Source organism: Paenibacillus sp. GM1FR (assembly GCF_002803315.1).
Classification (GTDB): Bacteria; Bacillota; Bacilli; order Paenibacillales; family Paenibacillaceae; genus Paenibacillus; species Paenibacillus amylolyticus.
This window is the reverse complement of the sequence record NZ_MKZL01000016.1, coordinates 23,735-38,494: the sequence shown is the minus strand read 5'-3', so window position 1 is coordinate 38,494 and position 14,760 is coordinate 23,735. Positions and strand designations below refer to the sequence as shown.

At 46.5% G+C, this 14,760-nt stretch carries 13 protein-coding genes; 4 read left to right on the top strand and 9 right to left on the bottom strand.

What is annotated here, in order from left to right:
* Window positions 1-5: 5 nt before the first annotated feature.
* The 7 genes from PAEAM_RS13775 to PAEAM_RS13745 form a co-directional block, all read right to left on the bottom strand.
* Entirely contained in the window at window positions 6-746 is a 741-nt protein-coding gene (locus tag PAEAM_RS13775; protein ID WP_100527927.1) for a HAMP domain-containing protein, read from the bottom strand.
* A 99-nt stretch (window positions 747-845) separates the two neighbouring features.
* The gene (locus tag PAEAM_RS13770; RefSeq protein WP_100527926.1) at window positions 846-1,979 is read right to left on the bottom strand and encodes a sensor histidine kinase; all 1,134 of its coding nucleotides are present in this window, start codon (window positions 1,977-1,979) and stop codon (window positions 846-848) included.
* 55 nt (window positions 1,980-2,034) lie between these two features.
* Entirely contained in the window at window positions 2,035-2,739 is a 705-nt protein-coding gene (locus PAEAM_RS13765; protein ID WP_026081203.1) for a response regulator transcription factor, read from the bottom strand.
* Window positions 2,740-3,008: 269 nt separating this feature from the next.
* Window positions 3,009-3,467 (bottom strand): DinB family protein, encoded by a 459-nt coding sequence (locus PAEAM_RS13760; RefSeq protein WP_083684499.1) that lies wholly within the window; start codon window positions 3,465-3,467, stop codon window positions 3,009-3,011.
* A gap of 440 nt (window positions 3,468-3,907) precedes the next feature.
* A complete protein-coding gene (locus tag PAEAM_RS13755) occupies window positions 3,908-4,849 on the bottom strand; it encodes a DUF1963 domain-containing protein (RefSeq protein ID WP_100527925.1) in 942 nt (313 codons plus the stop codon).
* Window positions 4,850-5,267: 418 nt separating this feature from the next.
* Window positions 5,268-6,557 carry an ammonium transporter gene (locus tag PAEAM_RS13750; RefSeq protein ID WP_100527924.1) on the bottom strand — a complete coding sequence of 430 codons (1,290 nt, stop codon included), beginning with the start codon at window positions 6,555-6,557 and terminating at the stop codon, window positions 5,268-5,270.
* On the bottom strand, window positions 6,554-6,973 hold the full coding sequence (locus tag PAEAM_RS13745; protein ID WP_100527923.1) for a hypothetical protein: 420 nt from the start codon (window positions 6,971-6,973) through the stop codon (window positions 6,554-6,556). Before PAEAM_RS13745 ends, PAEAM_RS13750 begins: the two co-directional genes overlap by 4 nt.
* 286 nt (window positions 6,974-7,259) lie before the next feature.
* On the opposite strand from PAEAM_RS13745, the gene PAEAM_RS13740 reads away from it, so the two are divergent.
* On the top strand, window positions 7,260-7,751 hold the full coding sequence (locus PAEAM_RS13740; protein WP_100527922.1) for a DinB family protein: 492 nt from the start codon (window positions 7,260-7,262) through the stop codon (window positions 7,749-7,751).
* Between the two features lie 115 nt (window positions 7,752-7,866).
* On the opposite strand, the gene PAEAM_RS13735 is transcribed toward PAEAM_RS13740, so the two are convergent.
* On the bottom strand, window positions 7,867-8,370 hold the full coding sequence (locus tag PAEAM_RS13735; RefSeq protein WP_100527921.1) for a GNAT family N-acetyltransferase: 504 nt from the start codon (window positions 8,368-8,370) through the stop codon (window positions 7,867-7,869).
* A 107-nt stretch (window positions 8,371-8,477) separates the two neighbouring features.
* A complete protein-coding gene (locus tag PAEAM_RS13730; protein ID WP_165789915.1) occupies window positions 8,478-9,530 on the bottom strand; it encodes a peptidoglycan DD-metalloendopeptidase family protein in 1,053 nt (350 codons plus the stop codon).
* Window positions 9,531-9,756: 226 nt separating this feature from the next.
* Here PAEAM_RS13730 and PAEAM_RS13725 point away from each other — a divergent pair, with 226 nt between their 5' ends.
* The 3 genes from PAEAM_RS13725 to thrS all read left to right on the top strand — a co-directional run bounded on the left by PAEAM_RS13725 (window position 9,757) and on the right by thrS (window position 14,748).
* Window positions 9,757-10,518: a response regulator transcription factor gene (locus PAEAM_RS13725; protein ID WP_100527919.1), complete on the top strand. Its 762-nt coding sequence runs from the start codon at window positions 9,757-9,759 to the stop codon at window positions 10,516-10,518.
* Complete coding sequence (locus PAEAM_RS13720) at window positions 10,515-12,275, top strand: sensor histidine kinase (RefSeq protein WP_100527918.1); 1,761 nt, start codon at window positions 10,515-10,517, stop codon at window positions 12,273-12,275. The genes PAEAM_RS13725 and PAEAM_RS13720 overlap by 4 nt, the downstream gene beginning before the upstream one ends.
* A gap of 472 nt (window positions 12,276-12,747) precedes the next feature.
* Complete coding sequence (gene thrS / locus PAEAM_RS13715) at window positions 12,748-14,748, top strand: threonine--tRNA ligase (RefSeq protein WP_243391353.1); 2,001 nt, start codon at window positions 12,748-12,750, stop codon at window positions 14,746-14,748.
* The last annotated feature ends 12 nt before the right edge of the window (window positions 14,749-14,760 follow it).

Sequence of the window (14,760 nt, the reverse complement as noted above, 5' to 3'; positions counted from 1 at the left end):
GTGTTTCAACATTCAGGCTCCTTGTGTACCCGTTCAATTGAAACTTCGTGTTCCTGTCTATCTCGTTGTGTAATCTCCAGAGCATGATGAAGCAGCAATGTCTGTTCATACGCCAACTTGACCCAATGCTGAACTTCCATCTCGTCCTGACACCGCCCTTGGATAATCTCATCCAGAGAAGATTGAATACCGTAGAGAGTAAGTTTTATCGGTAGGTCAACCTGTGTAGAAATAGTTTGAGTGTTCTCCTTGTCTTCTTCATTATGTTGCTGAAGGCCGGGTTGCTCATGCTGAATAGACGCTCCCTCTGCCTCTCTGCTCTCATGTTTCGGTTCTGATCTGCTCAGTCCTTCCTCATGCTGGAGAATAGCAATCCTATTCAGATTTGCAGCAATTTGTCGTAGTTCACCACCACTTAGAACATCAATTCTTCCAGGATTGTGGCCCAATGCAAGTTCGGCTGTTCCGCGTGCAAGTTGACTGAGATCTTCCGCAATCTTCTGGGATCGAATCCAGAAAAAGATCGCAAACATGGCTCCTCCAATGAAGATAAAGAGCGGCTTTGTTCCGATATGGTTGATTCCCCAGTTCATCATACGCGTTATCCATGCTGCATCTGGAAGGATGTGATTGTGGGCAAACCGTAGCACGTGATAAACGACAAAAAGGAGCGCTACGCTCAGTAAAGCGCTTGCTCCTCCAATGTATATGTATCTTAGTCTTACTGTACTAAATTGAGACTTCATATTCGGTATCCTCCTCTATACAATAATATGGTAATAGAGGTAGAATACCGAATATTTCTTAATGAGATAGTGGTTAACTTCTTACCAAATTCTTAATTATTATTCCTCTGAGTAAGTACTTGGTGAAGCAGCGGTTACAGGGAAACGGGAAACAAAATCCGTTCTGCCATTTTCACTGTAAGCAACGATACTTCCTCGATGTAATTCAATCATCGATTTGGCAATCGCCAGGCCGAGACCGGTACCTCCCGTATCGCGGGAACGGGATTTATCTACCCGATAGAATCGATCAAATAGATGTGGCAGATCTTGTGCCGGAATCGGATCACCATAATTACTGATGCGGACTACAGCCTCTTTACCTTCAAGGGCCAGCCCAATCTCCATTAGTTTACCTTGCGAACCATACCGAATGGCATTGCTGAACAGATTCTCATATGCTCTTACAAGCTCCCCCGGAGCAGCCTGTATCCATAGTGGGTCTTGCCCGCCGATGATCTTGTAGGTCATGCCAGCATCCTCCAGCATGGGAGCAAACTCTTCAGCCAGCTGCATCAGAAACGAATTCAGGTTCAACGCTTGCAGAGATAACGGAAGGCTCCCGCCACTCACGCGCGTATATTCGAACAAGTCATCAATTAACTTGCGAAGGGTCAAGGATTTCTCATAGGCAATGCTAACGTAATAGCGCATCTCAATCTCATCTTGGTAGCGATCCTTCTCGATGTACTCCAGAAATCCCAGAATAGAAGTGAGTGGTGTTCTCAGATCATGTGATATCCCCGTAATCAGATCGTTTTTGGCAGCAACTGCATTACGCTCTTCCTGAAGCGATAACTGCAATTGTTCAGCCATCTGATTAATGCTTGCAGCAACGACTCCGAATTCATCCGAGGTTTTCACTTCGATGCGATGGGATAACTCTCCTTTGGCAACCTCCTGAATCCCCGCCGTAATTTCATCCAGGACCCGCATCACCTTGCGTGAGAACAGGAAAAAAAACAGCACAAAACCAAGCACGCCTACCACAATCATCAAAGGCACCGAACCGATATTATTCACCAACCACCTGATCCCTTGGGCTGGAATGGAATAATCCGGATACGTCTGAGCTTCCAGGATGGTCTGCCCCACCTTACTACCTCCGTACAAAATAACTGCAGTTAATATACCGCTCAGCAGAAATGCATAGATAAATTTCCATCGGACTGTATTAATCAACTTTGAATTCATAGTAGGAACTCCCTGAATGTGTTCATGTTACACGACATCCTGTGGATGAACATGTTTATTGCGGTTTGATCATCTTGTAACCAACACCCCATACGGTCTGAATGAACTTGGGATGTTTGCTATCGAGTTCAATCTTCTCACGAATCTTGCGAATATGCACCATGACGGTATTATTCGACTCCATGAATTCTTCCTTCCAGACCTGACGATAGATCTGTTCCATACTAAGTACTGAACCTTGGTGACGAGCCAGTAATTCAAGAACTGCAAATTCACGCGGAGTCAGACGAACCGGCTGCTCGTCCACCCAAACTTCATGTGTATCGGTATTAATGACCAAATCATCAATAACCCACTCGTGCTCTTTGTTCTCCCGACCTTCATTGAAGGTATGATACCTGCGCAGCTGGGATTTCGCCCGTGCGACAAGTTCAAGCGGGTTAAACGGCTTGGTCACATAATCATCGGCACCAATGCTTAGCCCTGTGATTTTATCCATATCCATACTTTTGGCGGACAGCATAATAATCGGCATTTTCTGCTCTTCCCGAATTTTCATACAAGCTTCGATTCCGTCCATATTTGGCATCATGACATCCAGAATAATGAGATCGATCGACTCTTTTTTCAATTGTTCCAACGCTTCAAGCCCATCATTCGCGGTGAGAATCCGATAACCCTCGTTGCCAAAATAAATTTCCATCAGTTTAATAATCTCCTGCTCATCATCCACAAGCAGAATGGTTGCTGGCTGTGCCACGGCATTATTCCTTTCCCTTCCATAATTCCTTACCTGTTCAAAGTATACCACCGAGGGATGAAACTGCGAAAATCATCGTGATCTTCTCATGTGTCTCTTCCGGCTTCACCTGCCGGATCCACACCACACCAGAATCCTCCATTGTTCCTTATAGCGTGTAGTATAGTCGTTCTAATCTCACTTTAGTTTGCTGTTTATCCTGTAACATGCTTATATGTATTCTATCCGTTTCTATCATTACCTTATGTCTCGTAGTGAATAATACCTTTCTATTTAAAAAGTACTGATTCGGGTTCTTTGCCCGTCAGGGTCAGCATCGTATACAATTGTCCTCTGTGATGATATACATGCCCCATAATCTCAAGTAACCACTCCAGCCGACTATAGGAAGCTCCCCAGTACGAATCCGTCACATGTAATAACTCTTCCGTGTTAAACTGCCTGTACCGTTGGTATAGATACATCTGGTTATCAATCAGAGCCTGCTTGATCTCACGGAGCGAATGCAGCTGATTCTCTGCATAGAATTGAGCCATCTCTTCTTCCGATGCACCTTCGGAAATATAAACATCCGCTCGGCAGATCACAGACAGATGAGCTAGTAGTTCTCCAACAGGTCGTTTACCTTCAATTGGAGTCAAAGCCAAGTCTTCTTCCGACAGCTGATCACATATATCGATTAAAGATGTTACAGCCACGTCAATATGTTTAAACGCAGATTGAATCAACAGTTACACTTCCTTTTTATCCCATTATACAGAACATATGATCGGTTATCAACCAAGATATCCCTCCCTAATTTATACCCCAAATCTATATAAATTGAACAAAACATTTACACAAAACGGAGAAGACAGAAAGGACCTGAAGAAGCGGAGCTACAAGCTTTCTGCAGGAAAGCTACTTCGAAAGCATACACTTCGTCTACAAGCTTTCTGCAAGAAAGCTACATCGGAAGCATACGCTATCCCCGGATTTCCCCTTTATAAGAGGAATCAAAAAAATCTGGGGATAACAGCGATCGGAAGGTTGTTCTGTCATCGGAGTGTGCAGTGTAAATATTCTTTAGTTCAATTTATATAACAATCTACGAACAAAAAAAGTCCTTCCTCCTTCATATAGACGGGATTCAGGACATTTTGTTGCCTATTTGTTTTCAAATCTTTGCTCAACTTGAGTATAACGAACAATACGTTTGCTCGAATCGTCCAGCCTCCAAGTCAGACTTGCGAATGAAAAATTGCAGTTCCCCGCAATCCCACCATTGGAAACCAATAGCATCATGGGTATCTATCTTCAACAGCAGCAGCGTATCGGATAGTTCCTGCCATGTCCGATCCTCATCACCGCCGTAATGCTTGGTCAGCTTCTTCTCACACTCCTGCTCATTATAATCGTACTCTTCTCCCAGTGCGATCTGTAACAAGGCACGATGCTCGGCATCCGGATGCTGCCCGTCAGGATATCCAAACATCCCACCCCAATTCAGCGTACTTGGATGATTCCAGCTCGACTCGAATTCAAGGTAGCGGTCATACAGACTTACTTCCGATTCGGTCTCATCGGTCTCAAGCCGAAGCGGCGAGAGCTCATTCAGCGCGTTGGCGTCAATGTATGCATATGTAGGAAACTCAAGATTAGGCAGCACGGTCACCGAATGTGCAACAAACGGGGCTCCATCCAGCGCGGTATCACCTTCAGGCTCTCGCCTTATCAGGTTATGAGAACTCGGCTCAAAAATCACACGATGTTCAATGGGACAAGCAGATTCATCCGTGCCAATGAAAAAGTATAACATTCCACGTTCAGGCAAAGTCCCGCGCCCATCATTCGGCGTATACGGCGACAAATCCACCAGGTTCAGTTGGGCCAGGAAAGTCATTGGAACTCCTTCTTGTGTTACGGGCCATTCCATGCGACTTGGCAAATCCGGATGTCCACCCACACGTGAGTTTCCTGTTCTGCGATATTCGTCCAGTGTGGATACATCGAGGCGAATTCCCCAGCGGCTTGAGGACAACAGCAGATCGGCAGCAACTCCCAAACCATATTCCTCAAGTGTTTTACGGGCTTTTCTGGTCAGACGTTCACATTGTTCTGGCTTAATCATATAGATCCTCCCCTTTTGACAATACACCTATGCTGAGACATATTCAGGTTCACACCTGTATATTCTTCCGCCCAGACGTCTTTCCCTGCTTCTGTATAAATTGAACTTAAGAATATTTTACACTTACCACTCCGATGACAGAACAACCTTCCGATCGCTGTTATCCCCAGAATTTTTTAGATTCACCTTTGCAAAGGTAAAAATCCGGGGATAGCGTATGCTTCCGATGTAGCTTTCTTGCAGAAAGCTTGTAGGCGAACCGTGTGCTTCCGAAGCAGCTTTCTTGCAGAAAGCTTTTAGCTTCGCTTCTTCAGATTCTTTCTGTCCTCTGCGTCCTCGTGTAAATGTGTAGTTCAATTTATATAGAAAAAAGAGACTGACATTCCTTGTCAGTCTACTTCTTTACCCAATATTCCATTTAACGATTTGGATCAGAAGAATTTTCCTGGTAGGCACGCATATGCTCCTCACCGTCCAGGAATTCGGGGGCTTGATGAGCTGCCATCACACCATGATAGCTGATATCCAGACCCAGATCCTCTTCTTCTTCTGTTGAACGTACAGGCACAATTTTGCCAATCAACTTTAACCCGATCCAGGTCATGGCGAATCCCCAGATGACCAGGGCTGTAAGGCCAAGTGCCTGAACGCCCAGCAACCTCCAGCCGCCGCCCATGAATAATCCACCATCGGTGGCAAACAGACCTACTGCAATCGTGCCCCACATTCCGGATGCGGCATGCACCGGGAAAGCACCAACTGGATCATCAATCTGCCGACGGTCGAGCCAGTTGGTGGCAGCCATCATCAATAAGCCGGATACGGCCCCAATGAATATCGCGGCTACATCACCAACAAAAGCACAGCCTGCCGTAATTCCGACCAATCCCGCAAGCGAACCGTTAATGACCGATGGTGCATCTGAACGATTGAAGCGGAATAACGTGTACAGCAACGTAACTGCACCGCCCGAAGCCGCGGATAACATCGTGACAATCGCAATGTGACCAATTCTTACATCCGTCGCGCTGAGTGTACTACCCGCATTGAAGCCAAACCAGCCGAACCATAACAGAAATGCACCTACAGATGCCAGTGGCAGATTGCTCGGGAGTGCAATGGCACTTACGCCAAGTGGCGTGTATTTGCCTTTACGCGGACCAATGATAATTGCGGCAGCCAGTGCCGAGAATCCACCCAGTGCATGGATGACGGCAGAACCGGCAAAGTCCTGCATTCCTAACTGACTAAGCCAGCCGCCGCCCCATGCCCAGTGTCCACCAATTGGATAGATGATCGCCGTCATCAAAATGATATACAGAAGATAAGCACGGAAGTTGATCCGTTCGGCTACCGCTCCTGAAACGATGGAAATAACGGCAATGGTGAAGGCCGCCTGGAACAACCAGAATGTCTCCAGAGATACCGGCACGTCCAGATGAGACAAATCCCCATTCAGGAAAAATCCTGTTACACCCATAAAACCACCAACGTCTGAACCATACATGAGTCCAAAACCGATAGCGTAAAATAACAACGTTCCAATCGTAATGTCTGCAAAAACCTTCATAATAATGTTCACACTATTTTTATAACGCACAAAGCCAGCCTCGAGCAGAGCGAATCCACCCTCCATCAATAAAATCATCGCTGCACTCAGTACGACCCAGACCGTATCAATCCCGGTGCTTAACGTCTCCAAAGTCATGCTTGTACATCCTCCGTTTCACTAAGCTGTCTGAGCTCACGGATTGTATCAGGCGCAAGCTCAATCTCGTCACGCTCAATGCTGTCCGGATGTTTAATTCGTTCTGCGATCTGATCCAATTCACGTATACGTCTGCGAATCTGTTCCATCTTGCGAAAACGTTCCTTCACCTGAACCATATATTCCACTGCCTGATGATGGGATGCGGGGCGTCCCGCAAACCATTTGCGTACGGTCGACAACGATTGATAAGCGATCTCTTCCGCTCGACGCTTTTGTTCGAACTGTTCGATCTTCTGTTTGAGCGTTTGAATCTCTTTTTCTTTTTTGACCTTCAGCCGTTCGATAAGGTACAATAAATCGGACGATGATATTTGCAATGCTGTATGGTGATACACCTCGTCGATTACTAACATATCATGTCAGGACTCCTTACATCTAAAGTTACTTGTTACCGATTATAGTTTGCCGGGGTCTGCCCGTCAATCTTTTTTTGGAGTTGGTACTTATTGAAATGAACCGTTCATCAAGAATGGCTTTTTTTATTTCATTTTAAATTCATCTAACAAAGTTAATTAGTGCTACATTTTACATTCACTTATTCCAATCTCTATGCTTATAGAGTAAGCATCCACATTTGGGGTAATGGACATACACAGCGAACATCATGATAGAAACCATTTATAGGGAGAGGATTGTACAATGTTTACTCGTAATGACGATATACGCAATCAAATTTGGGATACCATCTCCGGATTAGGCGAAGAGCAATTGAACCAAAAACCTTCACCCGAGCAATGGAGTATTATGCAAGTACTACGACATCTGAATCTGATGGAAAATGTCATTGGAAAACAAGCCCGCCTGGCCCTCGAGAAGGAACAGACGGTGTCTGTGGACAAAAAACCATATGAATTATCGTTGGACCGCAGCCGCTCCATTGAGGCACCGCCCCACCTTCAGCCTCCAGCAGCGCCTGAGGCACTCGCACATGTACGCAATGACCTGGACGAATCCCACCAAGCGTTAAATAACTTTGCATTAGATCATGATCCTGACCTGCTGCGCAGCAAGTCCTTTCCTCATCCCGTATTTGGTGAGATGGATCTTATCCAATGGATTGACTTTGCAAGTTATCATGAGGAGCGTCACCTGGGACAGATTCAAGGGATTAAACATCAGCTTGGTGTATGAATAGCACCTCCATTTCTCATAGAGAGCACAATATTGGAACGACAAAAAAACCTCCAATCCTATTACTTTAGGTTGGAGGTTTTCCGTGTTCTTATTTCAGGAATAAGAACGACACTTATATTTTTTTGCCCAAAATCGCCAGATCTCTATTCATGCCATCCAGCACAGCCACTTCGGGATAATATCCCCACTGTTCAAAACCATGCTTGCGCAATAATCCCAGACTCGGTTCGTTATGCCCAAAGACAAATCCAAGAATGGTCGTAATGCCCAGTGCAGGACACGCCGCAAATACGGTTTCGAGCAAACGTCCGCCGGCCCCAATTCCGCGACATTGCTGATCCACGTATACACTAACTTCCACCGTTCCATTATACGCAGGTCGTCCATAGAACGAGCTGAGACTTGCCCAAGCCACCACATGACCTGCCTGCTTCATCACCCAAAGCGGACGATAATCCGGTGAATGCTCCTCGAACCACGGAACACGCTGCTCCACTGTCACCGGTTCCAAATCCGCTGTTGCCATACGGCCCTCAATGGTAGAATTATAAATTTCCACAATCCTTGGCAAGTCCTCCAGGCGCGCATATTCAATCTGCACATCTTCCAGTTTCATCGCTATTCCTCCATCATTTCAGATCGTTCTATTATCATAGAGGATATTATAACGGAGAAGAGAAGTTTTCGTCATCCCTAACATGCTGACAGAGAGTTACTCAATCATCACTCTGGGAGTCCCTGTATTGTGTTTCCACGCGTTAACTGCTGACTCTGGTCAGCCCAACGAATGTTAATTGAGCGAGATGTGAACAGATCCGGTCCGTCAGATACCTGGAAATGCAGATGAGCTTCACTGGAGTTACCCGAATTACCCAGCTCACCGATGAGGTCTCCCTGCTTGAGTTTATCTCCTTTTTGGACCGTAACACTGCCTTTCTTGATGTGTCCTGTGATGCTGTATTCCCCATTCCCATGGTCGATCACGACATAATTACCCGCTGGCTCCTCCGGATTCATAACACCCGGTACGTTGTCCGGAAGATCATTCTTGATTTCGACGACAGTACCATCGGCAGCTGCATAGAGCGGTTCACCAAAAGCATAGTAGTTTTCATTAACCGCCGCATCCCCCTGATAACTTGAATGATCCTTCATCCGAACAATATCCAGCGCATAGCGCTGTGTCTCATGCTCGTAATGATAGTTGGACAGTACATTATGACCTCCCCAGAATACATACCATTCCCCCTTCATCGGGAACTGAAACTCTGTTTTGGTGAATGTGTTATCCGTGGATTCATGTGCTTCCAACGGTTGAATAGTTAGACCACCGATCTGATTATCTTCTGTAAAATAAACTCGAAGCCCCTTGGTACCTGTTTCGTCTTGCCATGCATGCTCCCTTAGATGATTCACTTCGGCGTCTACCACTTGCTCCCACGATTTAACGCCCTTAAAAAAATTATCGGCGGAAGTTTTGAACTGTTCAAGTGTTAACGCCTCCTTCAATTCCGGAGAAAACTGACTATAGATTGCATCTTTCGAACCATTCATCAACGTATCGATGAAATTGTCTGGTGTAATAGTCACGCTCGCCTCCGAACTTGAGTTCTGCTCCTGATTCGAATTCTCGCTCGATTCATTATTCGACGTCTGTTCGACTGACTGCTGCTCCGCCTGTTCGGATGTAATCTTGTTACTGTTGCCGCAAGCTGACAAAATCACGCAGGCTCCAAGGGCAATCGCAAGCACCTTCCAATTCTTTCTTTGCATCATTTTCAACATCCCTTCTGTTAATGCTAATCGTTATACTTTCCAGTTAAGTGTACAGAATGAGTCTTATCCTTCGTCTAACCCTAACTTACCAGTAGATAAACTCGTCTGGCCCTTTGACGATGCATAATTAAGATTCCGTTAAGATAGCTTGTACGCAATACTGCCCTCTTGGATGGTATGATTAGCAATAAACACAATGGAAGCATCAGGAGGTCATTTTCAAACTATGGATAACGTCTCAATACTGCTTGTGGATGATGAGCAAGCTATCCTGCATATGCTCAAAACCGTTCTCCTCAAAGAACAGTTTCTCGATATTGATACCGTTACAACAGGCGAAGCTGCCATTGAGGCCTGCAACAACAAAACGTACCATTGTATCGTGCTCGACATCATGCTTCCCGGCAAAAGCGGACTGGAAATCTGTCCTTTTCTACGGCAGGTCACCGATGCGCCCATCCTGTTTCTGACGGCCAAAACAACTGACTATGACAAATTAACGGGATTCGCCGTTGGTGGCGACGATTATGTCTCTAAACCCTTTAACCCTCTGGAAGTCGTTGCTCGGATTAAATCCTTACTGAAGCGTTATTTACCTTCAAAAACAGCTGCGATCTCGGATCACATCCCATCCAGCGTAAATACGTCATCTTCCAGTATCCCGGAGGGTGTCTACGATTTTGGACGGTTTCAGGTATTGGAATGGGCTGGTGAACTTCGAGTCGAAGGACACCCCGTAGCCTGTCCTGCACTTGTATTTCAACTGCTGCTCTTTTTCTGCAAGCATCCCAATCGTATTTTCACCAAATCAGATCTATATGAACGGGTATGGGGCTCAGAGGCCATTAGTGATGATAATACCGTGATGGTTCATATTCACCGCATTCGGGAGCGCATTGAAGCCGACCCTTCCAATCCAGTCTATCTTGTTAACGTCCGAGGTCTGGGATACAAGCTCATTCAGCCGGAACATATGTCACGCCCATGAGTATTCGTCGCAAATTAATGACCCGGTTTATCGGAATGCTTGCGGGAGCCGTCATTCTGATCATTCTGCTTGGGTCTGTAGCCACTTACTGGGTCGTGCAAAAGGTAAATGAAGTGAATTTGGTGGATGATTTTGCAGTTAACGGTCTGGACCAATTAATTAATACAGCAGAATTCATGCCAGATAATACCATTAAGTATGACCCCGAATTGCTAAAGCAAGTGGATAAATATCAAGGCTGGCTCCAGGTGTTGGATGAACAAGGCAACGTCATTGATGATTATCACGCTCCCGCCGATGTTCCTACTCACTATAAGCCAGGGGAATTGATTGCATACTGGGAAAATCAAAAGCCTTTCCCTTATCAGATTGTCATGCTCATTCGGGAGAAGAACGGGAAGAACTTCACTTTATTATATGGCGAGAGTAACCCGGCCAAGTCGCTCATGAACAATATTCGTTCGGACCTCACTTTCACCAACGGGAAGTTTAATCTTCAACCGGACCAACGGGAAGCTCTTCGTGCTGCTAACGCCTATCTTCAAGTATTGGATGAGTCGGGACGCGAGCTCTCCTCCTTTAACAAACCAGCTGTGGGTGTACCAAGCGAATACACCATTCAGGAATTGATTCTGCAGATTCGTTATCCAAGTCGATCAGGCAAGTCCATTGCCACATGGTACGATGAGAAGAATGAAACCACCTGGTTGATTAGCATCCCCGGCGATCCAAATGTTACAGGGAATCAAAATCCCTACCGTTTTATTCTGGAACCGGCATTGGTTGTATTGATTGTGTCCATCATCATTCTGCTCATCTTGCTTGCCTTCTGGTATGCGAACCGTTTCGGCTCGCCCATGCTGCATATGCTCCAATGGTTACAGCGTCTGGAGCGAGGACATTACGAGGAACCTACGGGAGCCTCCGGAGTGCCTCGCAGTCAGCGTCGTAACGGTAAGTGGAAGCGAAAATACAACGTGTATGCGGAAGTGCTTCGCTCCATGCAGGCCCTGTCTCACACCTTGAAGCAAGATGAAGAACTCCGCAAACAGACCGATTCCCTACGGGAGGAATGGATCGCTGGCATAACACATGATCTGAAGACGCCTCTATCCTCCATCCAGGGTTATGCTCATATGCTTGAGGCGGATAAGTATAGCTGGAGCACGGAGGAAGTCAGGGAATTCGCTGGCATCATGCTCGATAAATCCATGTATATGGACAGGCTTGTCAACGATCTTGCCATGACCTACCGATTGCGTAGTGGCGGATATCAACCTGTGGTGGAAGAGACTGACGTAAATACGTTACTTCGTGATCTGATCCAGCGTGCTGAACGAAACCCGGCATATGGGAAAGGTCGCATCCTATTCCAACCTTCTGAAGTACCTGTATATGGACTCGTCCATATTCCATCGTTCGAACGAATTGTGGATAATCTGACTGCTAATGCCCTTCTTCATAACCCGCCCGAGTCCATCCTGGTTGTCAGTGTGCATTCTGGTGAACACGCTGATGAGTTCAGCATTCAGTTTGCCGATAACGGAAGAGGCATGGACTCCGAGACGGTATGGAAGTTATTTGAACGATACTATCGCGGTACAGATACAGGTACATCGGACGTTGGATCAGGGCTGGGCATGGCGGTAACCAAAGGTTTGATCGAAGCCATGAATGGTCGTATTGAGGTACAGTCCACGCCTGGTGAAGGAACGATCATTCGCTTAATATGGGATGGGCCGTCCGAAACCAATTAAAATGTTCCGCTTGACCTTTCCATTTTCAGTCTATATAATCGACACTCAATAACACCTGTTCCAATATATTAATATTGAATGCAACACATTTCAGAATAATTTGAATGAGTTGATCTAACATATTTGGCGATGACCAGAGACATGATTTCGTTTGCGTGCTGCCCAGAGAGAGAGGGGATTGGTGAAACCTTCTTCAGCGAACGGACCGGAATTACCCCTCTGCAGCCGTGACCTCGAACCTCAGCATTTCGAACTTCCCTCGGATGTTTGGCTTGCTGCCAGTAGAGTTCACCGCCTGATCCCCGATAACGGATTCCAATGAGGGTTATGATGTTTTCTGTTCCGGCGGCTGGCCGAGAGCAGGGTGCACCATAACCAAAATTAGGGTGGAACCACGAGCCAAGCGCACTCGTCCCTTTTCCGGGACGGGTGTTTTTTGCGCTTTCATTTTAAGAAATGGAGAGTGGTTCACATGAGCAAACAAGAAAACAGTAACTCAGTAAGCAACAAATCAGGTAACGAAATAAACAACCAAGCAAATGATCTTCAACCATCCAGTCATTCCATTGAGGTCCATCTGCAAGGTGGCGCGATACGTTCTTACGAAGCAGGCATCACTGTAGGTGCGGTTGCCTCATCTATCAGCACAAGTCTTGGGAAACAGGCTATCGGCGGTATTGTAGATGGTCAAAATGTCGATCTCGATTGGGTGCTCCAGCAAGATTGCGAACTTGTTATCGTTACTTTAGAAAGTGCGGAAGGTCTGTATCGTTATCGTCACAGCGCAGCACATGTGCTCGCACAGGCACTCAAACGCATTTACGGTGCAGAACAAGTGAAACTGGGTATCGGCCCAGTCATTGAAGATGGATTCTATTACGATGTTGATCTGGAGCATGCCTTGTCCATCAGTGATCTGGCTGCCATCGAGCGGGAAATGAACAAAATCATTCAGGAAAATCATAAGATCAGTCGCCGGGTCGTTAACCGGGAGGAAGCCCTCCGTATCTTCGGAGAAATCCAGGACCCTTACAAGCTTGAACTCATTCAGGATTTGCCAGAGGGCGCCGAACTTTCAATCTATGATCAAGGAGAGTTCTTCGATCTGTGTCGCGGTCCACATCTTCCATCCACTGGTCGAATCAAAGCGTTCAAGCTGCTGAATGTGGCTGGTGCGTACTGGCGGGGTAACTCGGATAATAAGATGCTACAACGCATCTACGGCACTGCTTTCCCGAACAAAGCCCAACTGGATGAACATCTGCACATGCTCGAAGAAGCAAAGAAACGGGATCATCGTAAACTTGGCAAAGAGCTTGAACTGTTCATGTTCTCCGAAGAAGCGCCCGGCATGCCCTTCTATCTGCCCAAAGGTATGACTGTTCGCACTGAACTGGAGCAGTTCTCCCGTGAGTTGCAATTGCAGGAAGGGTATCAGGAAGTTCGGACTCCTCTCATGATGAACAATCGTCTGTGGGAGCAATCCGGTCACTGGGAGCATTACAAGGACAATATGTATTTCTCAGAAGTGGACGATGCCACTTTTGCACTGAAACCGATGAACTGCCCTGGGCATATGCTGATCTTCAAAAACACACTTCATTCCTATCGCGAATTACCCATTCGCATGATGGAATTTGGTCAGGTTCACCGTCATGAATTCTCAGGTGCCCTGAACGGAATGATGCGTGTGCGGACATTCTGCCAGGATGATGCTCATCTCTACGTCATGCCAGAGCAGATCGAGGACGAGATCAATCAGGCGATCTCACTGATCGGACGTATGTACGATATCTTTGGATTCGAATATAAGATTGAATTGTCCACTCGTCCGAAAGATTCCATGGGATCGGAAGAGCTGTGGGATCAAGCGGAACGCGCATTGCAAAATGTACTAGATCGTCGGGGCGTGGAGTATCGCATTAACGAAGGGGACGGTGCCTTTTATGGACCGAAAATTGACTTTCATATCCTCGATGCGCTGAAGCGCAGCTGGCAGTGCGGAACAATCCAGCTTGATTTTCAAATGCCGGAGAAATTCGACCTCACTTACATTGGCGAGGATAGCCTGAAACACCGTCCGGTCGTGATCCATCGTGCCATCTATGGTTCGATCGATCGTTTCATCGGCATCCTGACTGAGCACTATGCAGGAGCGTTCCCACTCTGGCTCGCACCTGTACAAGTGAAGCTCCTACCTGTGTCAGATCATTATGCAGACTATGCACTCCAAGTACAGAGCGAGCTCCGGGCTGCGGGCATTCGGGTAGAAACAGATCTGCGGAGCGAGAAGCTCGGGTACAAAATCCGTGAAGCCCAGATGGAAAAAGTTCCTTATTCGCTCGTGCTTGGTGAGAATGAGAAAAATGCCTCATCCGCCTCTGTCCGTGCATACGGTCAGGGAGATCAAGGCATCCAACGTATTGAAGCTGTTATTGAAATGATCCAACAAGCTGTGAAGGCAAAAGTATAAAAGATGTAACGA